16 protein-coding genes are annotated in these 20,050 nt (G+C 50.8%); 10 read left to right on the top strand and 6 right to left on the bottom strand.

The genetic code is table 11. The features are described 5' to 3' along the window. Nucleotides 1–2: 2 nt before the first annotated feature. The 7 genes from GJR95_RS36980 (at nt 3) to GJR95_RS36950 (ending at nt 9,060) form a co-directional block, all read left to right on the top strand. A complete protein-coding gene (locus GJR95_RS36980) occupies nt 3–1,616 on the top strand; it encodes a carboxylesterase/lipase family protein (protein ID WP_162390644.1) in 1,614 nt (537 codons plus the stop codon). A gap of 79 nt (nt 1,617–1,695) precedes the next feature. Next, nucleotides 1,696–3,723 (top strand): alpha/beta hydrolase domain-containing protein, encoded by a 2,028-nt coding sequence (locus tag GJR95_RS36975; protein ID WP_162390643.1) that lies wholly within the window; start codon nt 1,696–1,698, stop codon nt 3,721–3,723. A 16-nt stretch (nt 3,724–3,739) separates the two neighbouring features. Next, on the top strand, nt 3,740–5,035 hold the full coding sequence (locus GJR95_RS36970; RefSeq protein WP_162390642.1) for a CitMHS family transporter: 1,296 nt from the start codon (nt 3,740–3,742) through the stop codon (nt 5,033–5,035). A 13-nt stretch (nt 5,036–5,048) separates the two neighbouring features. Continuing rightward, nucleotides 5,049–6,371, top strand: a complete 1,323-nt coding sequence (locus tag GJR95_RS36965; protein WP_162390641.1) for an acyclic terpene utilization AtuA family protein — start codon at nt 5,049–5,051, stop codon at nt 6,369–6,371. Then, nucleotides 6,368–6,685 (top strand): AtuA-related protein, encoded by a 318-nt coding sequence (locus GJR95_RS36960; protein WP_162390640.1) that lies wholly within the window; start codon nt 6,368–6,370, stop codon nt 6,683–6,685. Before GJR95_RS36965 ends, GJR95_RS36960 begins: the two co-directional genes overlap by 4 nt. Before the next feature lie 148 nt (nt 6,686–6,833). Next, a complete protein-coding gene (locus GJR95_RS36955) occupies nt 6,834–7,595 on the top strand; it encodes an acetylxylan esterase (protein WP_162390639.1) in 762 nt (253 codons plus the stop codon). A 34-nt stretch (nt 7,596–7,629) separates the two neighbouring features. Further along, on the top strand, nt 7,630–9,060 hold the full coding sequence (locus GJR95_RS36950) for a family 43 glycosylhydrolase (protein WP_162390638.1): 1,431 nt from the start codon (nt 7,630–7,632) through the stop codon (nt 9,058–9,060). Between the two features lie 253 nt (nt 9,061–9,313). Here the strand turns inward: GJR95_RS36950 and GJR95_RS36945 are convergent, their stop codons facing one another. Next, nucleotides 9,314–9,658, bottom strand: a complete 345-nt coding sequence (locus GJR95_RS36945; RefSeq protein WP_162390637.1) for a winged helix-turn-helix transcriptional regulator — start codon at nt 9,656–9,658, stop codon at nt 9,314–9,316. A gap of 118 nt (nt 9,659–9,776) precedes the next feature. Between GJR95_RS36945 and GJR95_RS36940 the strand changes: the two genes are divergently transcribed. Beyond that, on the top strand, nt 9,777–10,523 hold the full coding sequence (locus tag GJR95_RS36940; RefSeq protein WP_162390636.1) for an alpha/beta fold hydrolase: 747 nt from the start codon (nt 9,777–9,779) through the stop codon (nt 10,521–10,523). Between the two features lie 264 nt (nt 10,524–10,787). Here GJR95_RS36940 and GJR95_RS36935 read toward each other — a convergent pair whose 3' ends face one another. From GJR95_RS36935 to GJR95_RS36920, 4 genes are all read right to left on the bottom strand, one after another. Beyond that, nucleotides 10,788–11,282 carry a hypothetical protein gene (locus GJR95_RS36935; RefSeq protein WP_232540977.1) on the bottom strand — a complete coding sequence of 165 codons (495 nt, stop codon included), beginning with the start codon at nt 11,280–11,282 and terminating at the stop codon, nt 10,788–10,790. Next, nucleotides 11,221–13,401 (bottom strand): hypothetical protein, encoded by a 2,181-nt coding sequence (locus GJR95_RS36930; RefSeq protein ID WP_162390635.1) that lies wholly within the window; start codon nt 13,399–13,401, stop codon nt 11,221–11,223. Before GJR95_RS36930 ends, GJR95_RS36935 begins: the two co-directional genes overlap by 62 nt. A gap of 27 nt (nt 13,402–13,428) precedes the next feature. Next, nucleotides 13,429–14,067 (bottom strand): TetR/AcrR family transcriptional regulator, encoded by a 639-nt coding sequence (locus GJR95_RS36925; protein ID WP_162390634.1) that lies wholly within the window; start codon nt 14,065–14,067, stop codon nt 13,429–13,431. Nucleotides 14,068–14,430: 363 nt separating this feature from the next. Next, nucleotides 14,431–15,402 carry a GlxA family transcriptional regulator gene (locus GJR95_RS36920; protein WP_162390633.1) on the bottom strand — a complete coding sequence of 324 codons (972 nt, stop codon included), beginning with the start codon at nt 15,400–15,402 and terminating at the stop codon, nt 14,431–14,433. Nucleotides 15,403–15,531: 129 nt separating this feature from the next. Between GJR95_RS36920 and GJR95_RS36915 the strand changes: the two genes are divergently transcribed. Both GJR95_RS36915 and GJR95_RS36910 read left to right on the top strand, forming a co-directional pair. Further along, complete coding sequence (locus GJR95_RS36915) at nt 15,532–15,858, top strand: VOC family protein (protein WP_162390632.1); 327 nt, start codon at nt 15,532–15,534, stop codon at nt 15,856–15,858. A 370-nt stretch (nt 15,859–16,228) separates the two neighbouring features. Beyond that, entirely contained in the window at nt 16,229–16,807 is a 579-nt protein-coding gene (locus GJR95_RS36910) for a carboxypeptidase-like regulatory domain-containing protein (RefSeq protein ID WP_162390631.1), read from the top strand. Between the two features lie 114 nt (nt 16,808–16,921). Here GJR95_RS36910 and GJR95_RS36905 read toward each other — a convergent pair whose 3' ends face one another. Then, the gene (locus tag GJR95_RS36905; RefSeq protein ID WP_162390630.1) at nt 16,922–19,933 is read right to left on the bottom strand and encodes a choice-of-anchor Q domain-containing protein; all 3,012 of its coding nucleotides are present in this window, start codon (nt 19,931–19,933) and stop codon (nt 16,922–16,924) included. Nucleotides 19,934–20,050: the final 117 nt, after the last annotated feature.

The following is a 20,050-nucleotide window of genomic DNA, read 5'->3' as shown; positions in this document are numbered from 1 at the left end:
TTATGAAAATCAAACTAATTCTCCTTTCCTTATTTATTCTCGCGGTGCCCCTTTTTTCTATTGGGCAAGCCAAAGATCCAATCGTAGCCGGCAAAGGGATCGCCACCGTCTCGACCGCATCGGGTGATGTTCGGGGCTACATTCACAATGGTACGTTTACGTTCAAGGGAATTCCTTACGCCAAGGCCGAGCGATTTATGGCTCCCTCAAAACCCGATTCGTGGACGGGCGTTCGATCCTCAATGACGTACGGACCTGTTTGCCCAATGGACCCAACCACGAGCACTTATGATGAGATTGAATTTCCGTTTAACCACAATTGGGGCTATACCAACGAAAATTGCCTGAGCTTGAATGTCTGGACGCCCGAAATCAGCAAAGCCAAAAAGCGCCCGGTCATGGTCTGGTTGCACGGTGGCGGGTTTACGGCCGGTTCTTCGGTGGAGTTACCGTCGTACGATGGCGAAAATCTGACCAAAAAGGGCGACGTAGTGGTGGTGACGGTGAATCATCGGCTAAATATCCTGGGCTTCCTCGATTTGTCGGGCTATGGCGAGAAATACAAAAACTCAGCGAATGCAGGTCTGATGGATTTAGTATCGGCTTTGCAATGGGTGAACCAAAATATCGATCAGTTTGGCGGTGATCCGGGTAATGTAACCATTTTTGGTCAGTCAGGCGGGGGCGGTAAAGTAACGAGCCTGATGAATGCGCCTTCGGCAAAAGGCTTATTCCAGAAGGCCATCGTACAAAGTGGTAGCTACATAACCAGTTTTGCAGAAAGCGATCTGATGAAGAAAGTAAGTGCGGCCCTGCTTGAAGAACTAAAACTGCAACCTAGCCAGGTCGATTCGCTCCAGAAAATATCCTACGAGCGGTTAAATGCGGCTGGTAAAAAGGCGCTGCGAAAAGTATCGGATGCGATGAAAGCCGAAGGAAAGCCAGCTTTTGGATTAGGTTGGGGGCCGATTCATGACGGTAATATACTGCCCTACCAACCGACAGAACCAGCGTCAATTGCTCTGTCTAAAGATATTCCGTTACTGGTTGGTTCGACAAAAAATGAGTTTACGCCCTTCAACCCGGCTAGTCGCAACATGTCGATGGAAGGTGCCAAAGCCAACCTGCAAAAAAAGTACGGTGATAAAACAGATGCATATCTGGCCGCTGTGAAAAAAGCCTATCCCGAAACAGTGAAGCCATCCGATTACATTGATATCGACTTAAATTTCCGGCCACTTACCGTTAGGCAGGCTAATGCCAAAGCGATTCCGGGGGCGGCTCCAGTGTATATGTATCTGTTCACTTGGCAATCGCCGGTAATGGATGGAATCTATAAAGCCATGCACTGTATGGAAATTCCGTTCGTGTTTGACAACATCAGCCGCTGTGAGGAAATGACCGGAGGTGGTAAAGAAGCGCATATCTTGGCTGATAAAATGAGTCGGGCGTGGATTGCCTTCGCCCGAACCGGAAACCCGAACCACAAAGGGCTGCCGTCCTGGCCGCAATACACCGCCGAAAACGGGGCCACCATGATTTTTGACAACGTAAATCAGGTGAAAAACAACCCGGATAAGGAGCTGTTACAGATGGCTGCCGGCAAACAGATGTAGACTCGTATAGACAGGATAAGAGAGGATTTTTTATTATTTAATACTGTCTTATCCTGTCTATACCTAATTTTTATACTTCATGGCCTTTCGTCTACGCTACTGTCTATTCGCTTTTCTAAGTTTTGGCCTATTTCTTTCTGGCTTTCCTGTCCAAGCCAAAATTGTAAAACTTGTCATTACAAAAACTGAACCTTACGCGGGAGGACGGGCATTTGGGAAGACTGGAACGTATGAACGGGTATATGGACAGGCCTACGGAGAAGTCGATCCCAAACTGGCTCCAAATAAAATTATTCAGGATTTACAATTGGCTCCTCGCAATAATCGGGGTTTTGTCGAATACGTTTCCGAGTTTATCCTATTGCGCCCTACCGATATGGGCAAGAGCAACGGACTACTGTTTTTTAGCCTACCCAATCGGGGGAACGTATTTCCGGCAGATACGGCACTGCTTAAACGAGGGTATGTGTATTTGTGGAGTGCCTGGCAGGGGGATGTATTAGCCGGAAATTCTCGACTAACGATTAGGGTACCGGTTGCGACGGAAAATGGCCGTGAAATCACGGGGAAGGTTCGGGCGGAATTCCAGGTTTTTGCGCCTGCGCAAACGCAGCTTTTGAGCAGTGGACCATTTAGTGGAGCCACGCATCACCCCTACGAAACCGTCAGCCTGGACAACACGGGACTTCAGCTTACCAAACGCGTTCACGAAGCCGATCCACACATCCCCATTCCGAATAGTGACTGGGCTTTTTCGGATTGTACGACAAAACCATTTCCCGGCACGCCTAGTACGACGCAACTTTCCATAAAAGGCGGTTTTGATCCGAACTATATTTATGAGTTGGTGTACACCGCTAAAAATCCACTGGTGATGGGCCTGGGATTTGCCGCCATCCGGGACATCGCGTCGTTTTTGCGGAACCAGGCCACCGACGAAGCCAGCAACCGAAATCCCTTGTTGCCGACAGATACCCAAACAATTCCGATCCGGTCGACTATTCTACAGGGCGTATCACAGTGCAGTAACTTCTGCCGGACGTTTCTACAATTGGGTTTTAATCAGGATGAAAGCGGTAAGCGGGTATTTGATGGTATCAACGCGCACATTGCCACTCGGCGTAATTCGCTGAATGTTCGTTTCGGCAGACCGGGCGGTGGTGGTCTTCAACACGAAGATCATTTGTTTCCTAGCAACGAGGCTCCGTTTACCTGGCAGATCACGAAAGATCCTGTTTCGGGAATTACTGGAGGAATTCTGGAAGCCTGTTCGCCGATGGGCAATTGCCCGAAAATTATGCAAACGCTCAGTTCCTCGGAATACCGGCAAATACGGGCATCGCTACCGACCACTGATCCGTCTGGTAAAAAAGACCTGGCGATTCCCGACAACGTGCGTATTTATTTCATCACCGGAACCCAGCACTCACCCAACGGCGCGAAGGACCCCTTAAGTGGTTTCCAGATGAACTACAATTCAACCCAACCGACGTTACGAGCCTTGCTGATTGCGCTGGAACAGTGGGTGATGGCAGATAAACTACCACCTGCCAGCGCTTACCCAACGATTAAGGCAAAAACGCTCGTGCTGCCTGATGCAAAAAGTATCGGTTGGCCGTCAATTCCAGGCGTAGTATATAACGGTCAATTCAACAACGTCCCGTTGCTCGATTTTGGACCAGCGTTCAACAGCCACTTCATTACGGGGATTGTGACAAATGAGCCGCCGAAAGTGGTTAAAGAGAATGTCTACGCCGTTTTAGTGCCGAAAGTTGATCAGGATGGCAACGAGGTAGCGGGCATTCGAAACACGACCATGCGGGTACCGCTTGGCACGTATACGGGCTGGGCATTACGGCAAGCCGGTTACGGAGAAGGGGATTTAGCTTCGCTCAATGGCATGTTCATCCCGTTCAAAAAAACGAAGGTTGAGCGGTTAGCAGAAGGCGATCCTCGTTTGTCGCTTGAAGAGCGGTATAAAACGCACGAAGTGTACGTAAGCGCTGTCCGTAAAGCTGCTGACGAATTAATAAAAGAAGGTTTTTTATCGCCAGAAGATGCTCAGAACGAGGTGAATATGGCCCAGAAAAGTAACGTATTGAAATAGCCTCGAAACCTACACTATGCTTTCTCTCCTTGGTTTTGCCACGATTGGGCTTTTTCTGATTCTTATTATAACCAAGCGATTGTCGGTCGTTACAGCGCTGATCTTAGTGCCTTTAATCATGGGGTTACTGGCCGGATTCAGCCCGAAGGAACTGGGCGAAATGATTCTGGCGGGTATTAAACAGGTAGCTCCAACGGGTATTTTGCTCATGTTCGCGGTGCTCTATTTTGCGACTATGCTCGATGCGGGTCTGTTCGATCCGATCATTGCCGGAATCATTCGGTACGTCAAAGGCGATCCGCTTAAAGTAATTGTCGGAACGGCTATCCTGACCATGATTGTCCACCTAGATGGTGACGGTACGGCTACGTTTATGATTGTTATGTCGGCCTTTTTACCTATCTATAAACGACTAAAAATTAATCGGCTGATATTGCCCGGCATTGTCGCGCTAAGCGTTGGGCCGTTGCACTTGGTTCCCTGGTCTGGTACATCGGCGCGAGCAATTTCGACATTGAAGACCGACGCTACGCAGCTTTTTAACCCAAATATTCCGGCCATCATCGCTGGCATCGGCTGGGTACTTTTTGTAGCTTACTGGTTTGGTCAGAAAGAACGAAAACGACTAGGTATTACTGACCTGGCTTATGCGCATCACGAAAATTTAACCGAGCAACAGCAGCAGCTACGACGGCCCAAGCTATTCTGGATCAACGCCCTACTAACGATTGGACTCATTGTTACGTTGATGAAGAGCTGGGTCCCTACGCCCGCCTTATTTATAGTAGCTGCCGCAGTTGCGCTACTGATTAATTATCCCAAGCTAGCCGATCAGCAAAAAGTACTCCGAAGTCACGGTAACAATATTTTTATGGTGTCGAGTATGATCTTTGCGGCAGGGGTGTTTTCGGGCATCCTGACCGGCTCGAAAATGATCGACGCGATGGCAACCTCCTTGGTTTCACTCATCCCCCAGCAACACGCAGCCTGGTTACCAACACTTACGGCCATTACCAGCATGCCAGCCAGTTTATTGTTTACACCAGATGCCTATTATTTTGGGGTTGTACCCATTTTGAGTCAGACAGCCACGCAGTTTGGTATCGATCCTCTTGAAATCGGTCGGGCTGCATTGCTGGGTCAGATGACAGTTGGTTTTCCAGTGAGTCCGCTGACCGCTTCGACGTTCCTGCTGGTTGGGTTGGCTGAAGTCGATCTGGGCGATCATCAGAAATTCATTTTGAAATGGGCTTTCGGAACGACGCTCGTGATGACATTAGCCGCGCTACTCACCGGATCAATTCACCTATGAACGGCAAGATGTTATGAAAGAAACCATTCGCATCGGCTGCGGAGCCGGTTTTTCCGGCGACCGGCTGGAACCAGCGATTATCCTGGCGCAGCAGGGACAATTGGATTATCTGGTGCTGGAGTGCCTGGCCGAACGAACAATTGCCCTGGCTCAAAAGCGGAAACGGCAAAATCCAGCACTCGGCTACGATCCGCTGCTGGAACGACGTATTGAATGTTTATTGCCCCATTTGCTGGCTAACAATGTTCGTCTGATTACAAACATGGGCGCAGCGAATCCGTTGGCGGCTGCCGAGGTTATTGTCAGCATTGCGAAGCGTCTTGGCTTAAATATAACTATTGCTGTCGTAACGGGTGACGATATATTTGGCTTGCTTACAGGTCATGAGATTTCGTTGGAAACGAGCAAACCCTTACGCGAAGCTGGCCCATTAATTTCAGCGAATGCGTATCTGGGTGCCGACGCTATTTTACCGGCCTTAGCAACCAGTGCCAGCATCATCATTACAGGTCGTGTGGCTGATCCATCGCTGTTTGTCGCTCCGTTGGTTCACGAGTTTGGCTGGTCGCTGGATGAAGCAGATCGGATTGGACAGGCTACGGTCATTGGGCATTTGCTGGAATGTGCGGGCCAGTTGACGGGTGGTTATTTTGCCGATCCTGGCAAGAAAGACATTCCAGACATGGCGCATCTAGGGCATCCCTTTGCTGATGTTTCGACCGATGGCACAGCCATTTTTGGTAAAGTGGCCGGAACAGGTGGAACGTTAAACGTGGCAACGGCCAAAGAGCAACTGCTCTATGAAGTGATGGACCCAAGCCGATACATGACTCCCGACGTAGTGGCCGATTTTACCAAGGTAAGTCTGGAGGAAATTGGTCCTAACCAAGTGAAAGCGACGGGTGGACAGGGACAATCCCGACCGAACACGCTAAAGGTAAGCGTAGGCTATAACGCTGGATTTGTTGGCGAAGGAGAAATTTCCTACGCAGGATCGAATGCGCTGGGTCGGGCGAAACTGGCAGGATCAATTATTCAGGAACGATTACAGAACCAATTCACTGACCTTCGCATTGATTTCATGGGCAGTACGTCGGTTCATCGCACTAGCTTTGGAGAACATCCAGACCAGTATGAAATCCGTCTTCGGGTTGCTGGTAAAGCGGCCACATTTGAGCAGGCCTCTTTGGTGGGCGAGGAAGTCGAAGCGCTTTACACCAATGGGCCAGCGGGTGGTGGTGGCGCCCGAAAATATGTCCATGAAGTGGTAGGTATTGTGTCGACTTTCCTAGGTCGCGATCGAATCAATCCTCAAGTTACACTTTTTCAATCATGACCATCAAACTCTATGATATCGCTCATAGCCGAGCAGGGGACAAAGGCAACACACTGACCTTATCGTTGATTCCTTATAAACCAGAGGATTACCCGTTAATATGCGAAAAAGTAACAGCTTCTGCGGTTAGCTATCACTTTCGCGATCTGGTACTGGGCGAAATCACCCGGTATGAATTACCAAATCTGCCCGCCCTTCAATTTGTTTGCCAACAAGCGTTGAGTGGTGGCGTGACTACCTCTTTAACGATCGACACGCACGGTAAAAGCTTGAGTTATGCACTGCTGGAGATGAGCATCGATAATGAGCTGTAGCAAAACACGCACTTTGACTCTTATTTAGGGAGCAAGAAATTAGGTTACCATCGACTACAAACCTGTTGTTGGAAGCATGAAATGTCCAGTAGAAGGGGCCAAGTTATGCTTTTCGTAGAAATAATACTTAGTACAAACACAATTGGCTATGAACAGAAAATACAACTATGTATTGCCGTTTATATCATGTATCGTTTTATCAGGATTATTACTTAGTGGCCTTACTGCTTTTGCACAGGGCCCAGGGCCGGGGCAACGAATACCCCTGCCTCCTATCCCTATAAAAGGCGATACAACCCACACCCTCTCCAAACACTTCACACCAGCCTCAGCGGCCCTAAAATCACCAGATGCACTAGGGTTTATTCAACGCTGGCTGGTGCTGGAACCCGTAAAGAAAGACATTGTCCGGAATAATATTTTTACCGACAACTACCTCCGAACAACCTTTTCAACCGATAATTTTTCCGGCGATTACACGGTCGTTCCACGCAATGGGGAAACGGTAACCGTAGGCAATCAGACCCGGAAGTGGTATGCACTGGACAGCAAGGCATTCAATTTTAATTTATACCAGTTTACCTACGCCCTTAACCAGCCAAAATTCGGAATCCTTGTCTGGCTGGTCACGGTTATCGATTGCCCGGAAGAAATCCAAAACGTCAGGCTGGCGGCAGGCTGTAATTCCGGTAGCATGTGGTGGTTAAATGGGCAGGAAGCCTTGTTGCTGTCGGGTGACCGCGATATGATTGCCGATAATGGCACCTCGGCCCGTTTAACGCTGAAAAAGGGAAAGAACATCATCCGTGGGGCCGTCATCAACGGACCGGGCATGGCTAATTTCTGTATGCGTTTTTTAGATGAAAAAGGATCGCCCGTAACAAATCTCAGTATTGGTTACCAAGATTAAGTAGCCGTCTGTTTACGCCAAAACAAGCTCTTACATGAACAGAATGCTGATAACCTTATTTGCTTTATTATTAACACCGACGGTACTCGCTCAAGTCGGAAGACCATTTATCCATGACCCCTCAACCGTCACCGAATGCGACGGCAAGTATTACACATTCGGCACGGGCGGTGGTGGATTAATGTCCAACGATGGCTGGACCTGGTATGGTGGCGGGGTGAGACCGGGTGGTGGAGCCGCCCCGGATGTCATCAAACTGGGGGATCGTTACCTGGTCATCTATGGCGCAACTGGTGGCTCACCCAACCACAAAGGCGCGATTCTGACCATGTGGAACAAGACTTTGGATCCAAAGTCGCCTGATTTTAAGTATTCGGAACCGGTTGTGGTGGCTACCTCGGATGGCTATGAAGAGAACGACGCCATTGACCCCGGCGTTATGTTAGATCCGACTACCGGACGCCTTTGGCTCACCTACGGCACCTATTTTGGCTTTACTCGCCTAATCGAATTAGACCCCAAAACAGGAGGCCTTAAAGCCGGAAATAAACCCGTCGATGTAGCCATCGTCTGTGAAGCCAGCACGTTAGTTTATCGCGAGGGTTGGTACTACCTGCTGGCTACACATGGCAGTTGTTGCGATGGGGCTAACTCGACCTACAATGTGGTGGTGGGTCGGTCAAAGAAAATATCCGGCCCTTACCTCGATAATGTAGGCAGAAGCATGTTGCAGGGGGGTGGTAAGCTGGTGGTGGCTACCCGTGGTGGATTAATAGGCCCCGGCCATTTTGGCCACATCGTTCTGGAGAAAGGGGTGGAAAAAATGTCCCTCCATTATGAAGCTGATTTAGAGCAGGGTGGCCGAAGCGTATTAGGTATCCTTCCGGTGGTTTGGAGAGATGGCTGGCCGGTTGCCGGCGAAAAGTTTAAAGAAGGCACCTATGAAATTGAATCCGTACGAAGAGGCTACAGCTTAGAATTGGCCGTTGATTTTACCAGAATGGCCGTTGGTCTACGCGGATTTGGCCCGCCCACCAATGAGCCCATAAAGCCCGTTCCGGCTCAGCAGTTAGCCGATGTAGTAAACAACTGGCCGACAGGAACGATTACCTTGAGAATCGGTGATTATATGGCTCGGCCCCATCAACAATGGACCATTACTGATGCGCCAGATACGACCGGCTATTTAGGGGGTCCCTATTATAAAATTGTCCTGGCTGGCACAGATCGGGCCTTGGCTGCCACGGCCGATGCCGAAGTCATTACTGTACCGGCCTTTACCGGCGTACCTGAACAGTTATGGCGAATCGATCAACTGACGGATGGCACTTACCGAATCCTGCCTAAGCTCGTACCGAATTCGGGGAGGAAGCTAGCACTGGTATCTTCTGGAGATAGCACACCGACCCTGGCAGAATTTGATGTTAACAGCGATAATTCGAAGTGGAATTTTAGGGCTCCCTAAGGGGATCATTGGACCGTTGAAGATGTGAGGATCGTTTATTGAATTACCCACTTCAACCCTCTGTTCATGGCTGAGAGTTGTGCAACAGCAACGCCCCATTTATGAGGTTGACACAAGAACGCTCCTTCGTCTCAGTTGGGAGCATTTTCTGAGATTGCACCACTTTTTGAGACAGGTCGGAAAAGTTGTATTCACAAACGAAAACCGACGCCTTCATAGGAATAATGGCCTGACTTTCCGCTAGTAGAGCCTGTCAACTCTTTATCATCGCAGTCCGAAAATGCCGACCCCAAAGCCGTAGTTCGACTAACAAACCCTTTAATGAAATGCCTAGGGGCGTCAGCGAGTATTCGACCGAAACAGGTATACTCTCAGCCAACAGTTTACGCCTAATAAGCTGATTAGCTTCCAGTGCTTTCAATTCCTGAGATAACATCTTTGGCGAGATATCACCAATATCTCGTTGAATCTCCCCAAATCGTTTTGTCCCATAGGTCAAGGAGATGATAATAGGAATGCGCCATTTGCCCTGAATCACTTCCAGTGCATCTCGGGCCGCCAGCAGTTCATATTGGCAAGCCGGTTCTGAAGATTCCATCCGCTTAGCTTGATTGATGGTTACTCGCAGGTAACTAGTTACTCACAGGTAACGACTAACTTTTCGAAAGCGAAGATAGCGAACTTTGTTCAGTTGTTAATCATCAGCTATACCAATTATGAACAAACTAGTGTTGATTCTTGCCCTCATGGCTTCCTCAACTGTTTATGCCCAAACTCATCAGCCCCGCACGTTTCTACTAGTACATGGGGCCTGGTCGGGTGGCTGGGACTATGCCAAGGTTGAGACCGTTCTACGAGCCAACGGCGACAAGGTGTACCGGCCTACGTTGACCGGTTTGGGGGAGCGGGTTCACCTAGCCAACCCGAACATCAACTTGACTACCTTCATTAGCGACATCGTCAACGTGATTAAGTTTGAAGATTTGCACAACGTCATTCTAGTCGGACACAGCTTTGGGGGCATGGTCATTTCTGGAGTAGCCGAGCAGCTGCCCGAGCGAATCAGTCACCTGGTTTATTTGGATGCCATGGTACCCAATGATGGGGAGAGTGCCAAGATGGTTTGCGGTGATTTATGGAATAGCCTCATGGCTTCCCACGTGAAGGATGGCTTTATGCAATATCCGTTTGGGCCGGTCAGATCAACTCCCCCACTGGATGTGGCTCAGTCCTTGAAAACGTTTACCGAGCCGCTACCCATTCGCAATCCGTTAGTCAAGAGTATCCCCACCGCTTTTATTGTGATGACCAAGAACGGACAAAGCCAAGCCGCCAATGACCGAATGGGCTTAGTCAAAGCTCGACAACGGCACTGGCGGATCGCTACACTGGAAGGCGGGCATTATGCCATGCGCGAACAGCCCGAACAGCTGGTGAAGAAGTTGGAGGAAGTCCTGAACTAAATCGCCGTTTGTCGATCTACACACTAAACCTATTAACTAGTTTTAGTGTGTAGATCTGACCGTGTATTAAGCTACGAGCGAATTATGAGACATCCATTTTAACACCTGTCACCCCCCTGCGGACCGGCCTTCAGTCACATACGCATTGCCAGAAACTAACCTGATTTTACGGATTTACCGATTAATTAAACAGGCATTGGCCTAAGAAAATAGTGCCTATTTGGCTCGTACCTGAAGGGGTCACCCCTTCAGGACAACCTTTCGTTAAGGTTTTACGCGTTTGGCGGTCGCGTCGAACGTCGATAAAGTACCTGTCAGATTATCATCATTCACTTTGGTGAGCTCAATGGGCACCTCCCCGCCCTGAGACGAGTCAAAGTACATCATCAGCTTATCGCCCTTCTCCTCGACCCGCATGAGGGGGCGTTTGGCCTGACTGGGATCGGTCGTATTGGTCAAGGCTCCCGTCAGTTTACCCGCCTTGCGGACTAAATCCGTTGTAAATTTCACATCGCCCACGGGGCTGCCTACGACACTAATTTCCCAGTTGCCCGCAAAGTAATTAGGCGGAGTCGCCAGTTGCGAAAAACCGGCATGGGCCATCCCGACCAGCAGGAACAGAAGAAGGATACGTACGTTTTCTTCGCCGTTAAACGGTAAAAGGGTATACAGTTTTCTTTCGAGTTGGGGTTCATTGCTATTCAACAATGACCCGGACCCGGTCCAGATTCTGGATGCGGGTAAACCGTGTTTTCGCATCGCCTTCCCGTTGAGCCGCTACGCGAAGGGTTGGGAAGTAAGTACCTGGTTTGGTAAAGGTGTAGGTAGACGTCACCCGGGCATGAGAACCGGTTTTATCGGATGGCTTGGGTTGGGTAGATACGGGGAAGACAGCCGAGCTGTCAAAATTCCAGCCATGAAGATCACTGAAGGTAAAGTCACTTGGTAACCCCTCAAAATTCCAGACCGCCTTCACGACTTTACCCTTGTTTTTAGGCACGGCAACCTCGGCGGTAAAGCGAACCGCTTGCCCCACTTTTACCACCGCCCGTTTGCCCCCATTGGCCAGCACGTTAACCACCGGCTGAATACCTCCGCGCTCGTCTGCTGTAGAGGGAATGACAACCTGTCCGTCGACGATCGTATAGCGGGTCGTGGCGGCAGGTTCGATGCCTTGCTCAACCCAGGCGCTTAGGTCCAGCAACGCCTGCTGTAGGACGCCCAGATAACTCACCGTCCGGGTGGGGTCATCCTCAATGGCCACATCCCCGTGCAGGGCGTGGTCGGTGTACCAGAGTCGAAAATGCTGATCGGTTTGGTCGCCTAGATTCGCCTGTACCCGGGCCCGGTACCAATCCGCCTGCCACCCGAACGCTTCCCGATCCCAGCGTGATTCGAGTAAAATCATCTTTCCCTTGAACTTACCCGTCGGCAATACACCAGCCGCTCCCTGGGTAAACAGGGGTCCCAGAAGCATAGGGCGCTGGGGGTAAATCGGTTTTCCAGTGGCATCCCTGAACTGGTCGTATACCGCATACTCTTTACCGGGCACTTGGTGTCGGTGATAGGTTTGAACCGCCAGGAAGTTTGAATTGTCTACCTGTACGCTGTCACCCGGCTTTACCAGCGTCAACAGCGCCGGATCTACCGGGCCAAGAACGACCTTGTCACCCGAAATTTTGGTGAGCTGTAGGCTCTTACCGGCTGCCGCCCCGCTTTTAATGAGCAGGTCTCCTCCCAAAAAGTCAATATCAGGTAATTGGTTTTGCAACTGAAACCCAACGGGCATGGCCCCTTCCACCCCGCCCAGACTTTTCCAGGCGGCATCGGCTGTGCCCCGGTCCTGCGCGGACATCGCCTTCATTAAGCCTGACGCCACGGCCTGGTCAGGGGTGACACCGGCCTTTATGATACTTTTCTGCTGGATACGCGCTTTTAACAGGGAGGCCGGTGCGGTGGCTCCCAAATAGCCAGGGGTGTTCCAGAAATCCTTCTCGAAATAGGCCCGATCGATGCCAACCACACTTCGATACAGCACCAGAAACCCGTGGATACCCATGGTCTTGTAGCCAAACCACGACTGGGGCGGAAAGCCCATTTTGGTAACCTCCTGCAACGCTTCTTTTTCTTCGGGATTCAGCCCCGCATACATATCGCCACTACCACCCGGTTCGAGGGCATCGATGATCTGAGGGAATTTATCGTGCAATACCCGCATGGCATGCATTCGAACCGTAAAAACGTTGGGAATGGCCATGGGTGAACCCAGCACATAGGGCACGACCCCATCCCAAACCCCCTCCGTATTCTCGATACCGCCAACCGTCCGATAGGCACCCCCGCTGCCCCCGAAGGCGTAACCGAACGGACGCTTCCCCCCGTAGAGTTGGGCCGCGATCACCCGGGAATACTGCGCTGAGGCCGCATTGGCCCGGTAGGCGCCAATGCTCGCATCCCGGGCTTGTGGGCGGGCAAAGTCAATCTTGCCGCCTTCATTGGTTTCAACAAAATAGGCTCCATGCGAGACCGCAAAGCCAATCTTGTCTTCCTCGCCGGAGGCACCCTGGGACAAATTTTCATTGTCGGGAAAGGGCGTGATATACTGGAAAAAGTGGCCCTGGTAGGTTTCTTTCGGCGGGAAGTAAAACGAGAAACGGGCGTCCGTCCCCGTAAAACCACCATGTACGTACCGGTGGCGCACCGGCTTTTCCCGCCACTCATCCTTATCCACGTAAGGCTGGCTAAACAGCGTGTCTTTGGTGGTGTATTGTTTGGCGAGCACCGCGCTTTGCTGTGGCAGATTATTTTGCGCCTGGCTAACCGAAGAAGCAGCCATTGTCAGACAAAACAGGATGTGACGAAAACGGTTTGATGGCATAGGTACTGGCATTTCAGCAGTTTTGAATTAGTGAGAAGAGCCCATTGGCAATGGGGCTATAGGGGTTGTCAACGACGCTTGTATATGCTCATCAAGGGCTTTAAGTCCGCCGGGTGTGCAAAGACTTCGGATGTACTGACCGATCGTTTGGATCATTAAGGCTTGGGCCGATAAACCGAACCGGTTAAACGCCCCGCCCCGAACAACAGCCTGGTGAAGTACCAGCACACTTTGTAAAGCAACGGGGGGAAGAATGTCGTCTCTAAAGGCCCCCTGGTCTATGGCCTGGTGAATGACGGCCAGAAAGTACTGCTCAAATTTTGGCCCAATTACGGCATTCACCTTCTGTTCCAGCTCGGGGTAGTAATCGTGCAGATCTTCGTAGAAGACTTTATTGATCTGGTACTCCTTGTCAATAGCCGTTTGCCAGATCGTGAAAAACAGACAGGCCGCGTTTTCCCCAACTGGAAGTTTTTCCAACAGTTGGTACTGCTCGCCATGGTAGCGATACAAGACTGCTTCAAGGAGCTCTTCTTTATTTGTAAAGTACTTATAAACTGTTTTGGTGGAGATAGTTAAGGACTCAACGAGCTTCTGGATGGACATTTGCCGAATGCCATACTGTAAGCACAGCTGTAAGGATGCCTGTACTATTTGGTTCTTCATAGAAGCTGGCTATGGAAAATATTAGCCTAACTATATTTTCCATAGCAAAGGAAACGGAAAATATTCTTGCAAACAAATTTTCCTTACGATTTTGAGTAGCTTTTTGGCTGCTACTAATGTGCACTGGATGCAGATCGGCACCCATGAATCTGAAGGCGATTCTTCGTGTCTGAACAGATGGCCTTACTACAAGTTTGACCTACTTTCAAGTGTTTTTGAGACTACTGGATGTCACTTTTGGTAATCTCGTTAAACGCCCGAATTATTGATACTCCTTCGTCACACCTAGTGGGGTATTTTGAAACGTTGGAACAAATAGTCCTAAATAGGTTTCCAAAGGATCATTGACTAGAGGTGGTTCGTTCACCGATAACCCCCATATTTCTTCCGGTATTCAACGGGTGATAAGTCCGTCACCTTCCGAAAGACCTTCCGAAAGGCATCAAGGTCAATGTAACCGGTCGCATAGACGATTTCATTGATCGTCTTCTGACCCCCTTCTAACTGCTTTTTGGCAAACTCCACCTTTACCCGCTGCACGTATTCGACTAGTGTATTGGTGGTGCGAGCTTTAAACCGCCTTTCAAAGCTTCGCCTACCGATGCATAGCTTTTGGCACAACCTATCTACCGTCCAGTTGGCCCCTGGATCCTCCTCGATCAGTTCCTGGGCTTTTAGTACCAGTTCATCACCATGCTGTTTCTGGCCTATGAAGATTGCATAGGCGTTCTGACTTTTGCGGTCAAGATCAATTTCAAACATCTTAGCGGCCAGAATGGCGATGTCTCGACCCAGCTGTTTTTCGAACAGATAAAGGAGTAAATTCAGGTACGAGAAACCACCGCCACACGTATAAATACCACGCTCGTCGGTAATGAGTACATTGTCCACAACGTTAACAGCTGGGAAGAGTTGTTTGAATTCATTGACAGCTGCCCAATGCACAGCGCATTTCCGGCCATCCAACAAGCCAGTTGAGGCTAAGTAAAACGAGCCCACGCACAGACACAGTATTTCTGCCCCCTGACGATACTGACCAATCAGCCAGTCCGTATACGGCAGATTCAAGTGGATAGCCCGTTTAAACTCACTACAAAGTAGCGGCAAAACAATGACATCCGTTTTGTCAAGCTCGTCAATGAGTCTATCGGTCTGTATGCTATAGCGTCCACTGGCTAGTTTCGTATGTTTGGTCAGTCCAACAACCTCAATTTGGTAAACAGGGGGTTTTCCCTGGTAGTGCATAAAGTCGTTTATGCGACTGAAAAGTTGGTGCGTGGTGTCTATGCTGGCGAGTGTTGCCTCATAAAGCGGTAGGATAGAAATGTGCTTCATTGGGGTCAGGGTTTGTCGCAAAGCTAGAAAATTGGTCTGTCGCATTCAACCGGTAAGAATGTCGTTTTCACCCGGTGATTAACCTCGGTGGAGACGATAGATTTGCGTTTTCACCATAAATCGTAGCTCATGAAATCAATCGAAATCATTATGCTGCCGGTAGCCGACCGGCAGCAAGCAAAAGAGTTTTACCTCAAACTGGGCTTTCAGGTGGTAGTGGAAGCCTCTGATGCACACGGGCAAACGTGGCTACAGATGGGGCTACCCGGTACCAGTACATCTATTTCCCTGGCAACATTTCAAGGGATTATCTGTGAAACGGCGGATATAGAAGCCGACATCAATGCGTTGAGGGAGCAAGGAATCGATGTTGAACCAATTAATAAAACCCCTTGGGGACAGTTCGCGTGGCTGAAGGATGTAGATGGGAATCGATTGTGCCTGCATCAACAGTAACTTATGGGGGAGAATCCTACTGGCCGTCTGTTGGTATCAGTGAAGCCTATAGGAGTGGTCTATGAGGTTGACAACAGTCCATCAAAATTGGCGAGGCAAAGTTTCCCTTTTTGATGGACATCCCCATTTCGAGCGGGGCTGATTTTAATGAATAGAAATGGTTCGGCCCTACAAATCAATCAATAATGAGGATTTGAAGTGAAGACAGGCTACGAATGGTTTAGTGGCAATAGGCACTAAGTTCTTTCAAATACCTACACAGCTCCGTTGATTTTGCGAATAGCAGGAACTTAATCTTCCTTTACCATAGAGCTATAAATAGAACCGCTGGTGTAGTATGTATAGTATAGTACTATGTTATACATTAATTATGAAGACAATTCTACTTATTCCCCTAATTACTATTCGTATGCTATTCGTTAAAGGTGTCCTATTGGCTAGTTTGTTGCTGCTCGCTAGGCTCTCCGTTGCTCAGACCTTCCATGGACAAATAGGTGATAACCTGACTTATAAACCATTACCCGAGGCTAGTCTTTGGGTAAAAGACAAACCTATTCGCGTCCAGGTAGACTCAACTGGTAACTTTGAGATGGACCTGTCATCGGTCGCAGACACTGATTTAGTACTGATTAGTTGTTCAGGGTATCTATCTAAAGTCCTGCTGAAACAAGAGCTTATTGATGCCTGGTATGACATTAAGCTAAGTCCGGTTAAGACGCTGGACGTAGCTGGGCTCAATGCCGAGAAACCTGAAGGTTTATCTACCAAGCGATCCCTGAAGGTTTCTTGGTATCAATCCGGGAGCGTTTCAGGAGACAGTGATTTTAATAACTGTCCTACAAAATCTGGAGATTTCAGTGCCTTTGGTTCTGAGCCACTTTGGGTGATACTAGAATGGTCATCCGATGCGGGTTCGACAACGGGAGGAGTAAATCGGAGTTCTGACTAAGGTCTCGATCGGTTCACAGAAACCTTGAAAAGCAAAACTAGCCTAAAATAAAGGATCGGGAACTTGGTTTCACCCAAAGTGGCTCAGAACCCTCTCCCAAATACACACGGCTGATCACTGCACCAACTGCAGCCGCCCGCCAGCGTTATAAAGCAATCGGCCGGCCTGATCGTAAAGCAACAAAGTCACAAACGCCGGATAACTCCCAGGAATCGTAATGGCGTGTTTGAGCCGCGCCCGGTCGCCAGGTTGGGGCAGACGGTTCACGTTCCAAACGGTCGGATCGTTCCAGGGGCCGGGTTTGACCGTAAACAGCTCGTCCTGAAACTCCAGCGGCCCCATATCCAGCCTACCCACAACGCGTGGCAGGCCCGCCAAATCGGTACGACCAACCGTTGCGGTAGTGGTGGAGGGGTCGGCCGTGTTGATGGCCGGCGAGCCGGTCCGTAGCCGGGTGGTGGCGGTGCTGGCAAAGGGGGTGGTGGTGGTGGTCAGGTTGCCGGTGACGCTGGTGTAACCCGTCACGCTGGCATCGAACAAACTATACCGGGCCACCACCATCGACCCAGAGAAATTGACAATCGCGCTGCTGCCCCCATTGTTCCACAGTACCGAGTTGGTTAGCAAGGGGCTACTGCTGCCCCGGTCTCCATAATTGACCATTGCCCCCCCGCCATTGGTGGCCGAGTTGCCTTGAAGCGAGCAGTTGGTTAGCCCAGGACTACTGCTGCCCCGCTCCCCATTATTGACCATTGCCCCACCGGAGGTGGCCGAGTTACTTTGGAATGAGCAGTTGGTTAGGACCAGATTACTGCTGCCCGAAAATGAACCATCGTTATACATCGCCCCGCCAGTAGTGGCCGAGTTACTCACCAAAGCGCAATTGGTCAGTAGGGGGCTACTGCTGCCCGAAAGTGAACCATCGTTATAGACAGCTCCGCCGAAGCTGGCCGAGTTGGTCTGAAAGGTGCAGTTTCGGAAGGAGGGCTGGCAGGTGTTGCCGCTCCCACTGCCCCCGTTGTAAACCCCTCCGCCACCACTGTCATGGGGGGAACTCCCATTGGCATTGCCCCCGCTGATGACTACACCATCGAGCAGGGCGGTGGGGGTCAGGCTGAGGCTGGCCGGGTTGCTGATGACATGGTAGCTGTTGTTGGTCCGCGTTCCGTCGTTGTCAATATCCCCCGACAGGGTCGTCGAGGAGGGCTGCCCTACCATGCCGGGTTCCGCTACGGGGTTGATGGGGGGCCGCTGGCTCAGGGCGGTTTCGGTGCCTGCAAACCCGCCATAGATGCCCACCCCGTTCCGCATCGTGAAGCTGACGCTGCGGTCGGTGGTGATGCTGGTGGGTTTGTAGGTGCCGCCCGCTACCCAAACCTGAGCCTGACAACCCGGAGCCTGATCAATGGCTATCTGGAGGGCCGCTCCTACGTAAGCGTTGGCCCAGCTACTGCCGTTCCGCAACCCATTCCCCGCCGGCGTTACATATAACACAGGTGACACGATGCCGGTAAACTCCACCGCGCCCATGTCCACGCGTCCGCCCACAATACGCGGACCGCCCATCAGGTCGGTGGCGGGCAGGGCCGTTTCGGAGTACGGGGGACTGCTCGTTGTGACACTGGTCGGGTTGCCGGCGTTGATGGCGGGCGAGCAGGCATACAGGGCTACGGAAGTAGCCGACACAAACGGAGAGACGGTGGTCGTGAGATTATCGGAGCCGCTATAGCCCGTAACGGTGTTGTCGAAGAGGCTGTAGCGAGCCACCAACGCCCCATAGAAATTAACAATCGAGTTACTGCCCCCATTGTTCCACAGCACCGAGTTGGTCAGCAGGGGACTACTGCTGCCACTATTTGCCCCATAGTTGTACATCGCCCCGCCGGAGGTGGTGGCCGAGTTGCTTTGGAACGAGCAGTTGGTCAGTTGAGGGTTAGTGGTCCCATAATTACTTTCGTTATACATGGCCCCGCCGTTATTGGCTGAATTACTCTGGAAAGAGCAGTTGGTCAGTTGAGAGCTACTGGTTCCCTGACGGTTAACGTTGTATATGGCCCCGCCGCCAGAGGTGGCTGAGTTACTCTGAAAGACGCAGTTGGTTAGTTGAGGGTTACTGATGCCAGTACTTGTTCCATAGTTTTCCATTGCCCCGCCGGCGGTGGCTGAGTTACTCTGAAAGACGCAGTTGGTTAGTTGAGGGCTACTGCTGCCATTATTTTCAGCATCGTTGCCTATCGCCCCGCCGGTGGTGGCTGAGTTACTCTGAAAGACGCAGTTGGTCAGTTGAGGGCTACTGCTACCATTATATAACCCAAAATTGAAAAGTGCCCCGCCGGAGGTGGCCGAGTTACTCTGAAAGACGCAGTTGGTCAGTTGAGGGCTACTGCTGCCCCGATCTCCATAGTTATACATGGCCCCACCGTAGGCAGCCGAGTTGCTGAACAAGGCGCAGTTGGTCAGCAGGGGGCTGCTGCTGCCTAGAGACCCATAGTTGAACAGGGCACCGCCGTAGGTGGCTACGTTGGTCTGAAAGGTGCAGTTTTGGAAGGTGGGCTGGCAGGTGTTGCCGCTGCCATCATTATGGATTCCTCCGCCCCTGTTATTTGAGGCAGTCCCATTCGCATTGCCCCCGCTGACAACAACGCCATCGAGCAGGGCGGTGGGAGTCAGGCTCAGGCTGGCCGGGTTGCTGATAACGTGGTAGCTGTTGTTGGCCCATGTGCCGTCGTTGTCAATATCCCCTGATAACGTAGTGGTGGAGGGCTGCGATACCACGCCGGGCCCACCTACGGGGTTGATGGGGGGCCGCTGGCTCAGGGCGGTTTCGGTGCCTGCAAACCCGCCGTAGATGGCTACCCCGTTTTTCATGGCAAAACTCACCGTGCGGTCGGTGGTACTGGTGGGTTTGTAGGTTCCACCCGCTACCCACACCTGATCACCCGAAGCACTGGCGTTGATGATGGCCTGCAAGCTGGCGGAGGCATTGGCCCAGGAGGAGCCATTGGCGGAGCCGGATGCGGTGGGTTTGACGTAGCGGATGGTCTGAGCCAGTAGCGGTGGATCGATCAGGTTGACCGTCAGTAAGACGCACAGCCCCAGGAGTCGGTGCGTGATGTGGAATTTCATGATGATGAAGTCTTGTTTACGCAACGCGTTGACTAAACGAGCCTTAGCGCCGAAGTTAGGTATTTACACGGTTCGTGTCAATCAGCCGGCCGAGTGATTTTGTTGACTCAGCCATCC

The sequence above is a fragment of the Spirosoma endbachense genome (assembly GCF_010233585.1).
In the GTDB taxonomy this organism is placed as follows: domain Bacteria; phylum Bacteroidota; class Bacteroidia; order Cytophagales; family Spirosomataceae; genus Spirosoma; species Spirosoma endbachense.
Note: the sequence above shows the minus strand (reverse complement) of the source record. Positions and strands in the feature narration are given on the sequence as shown.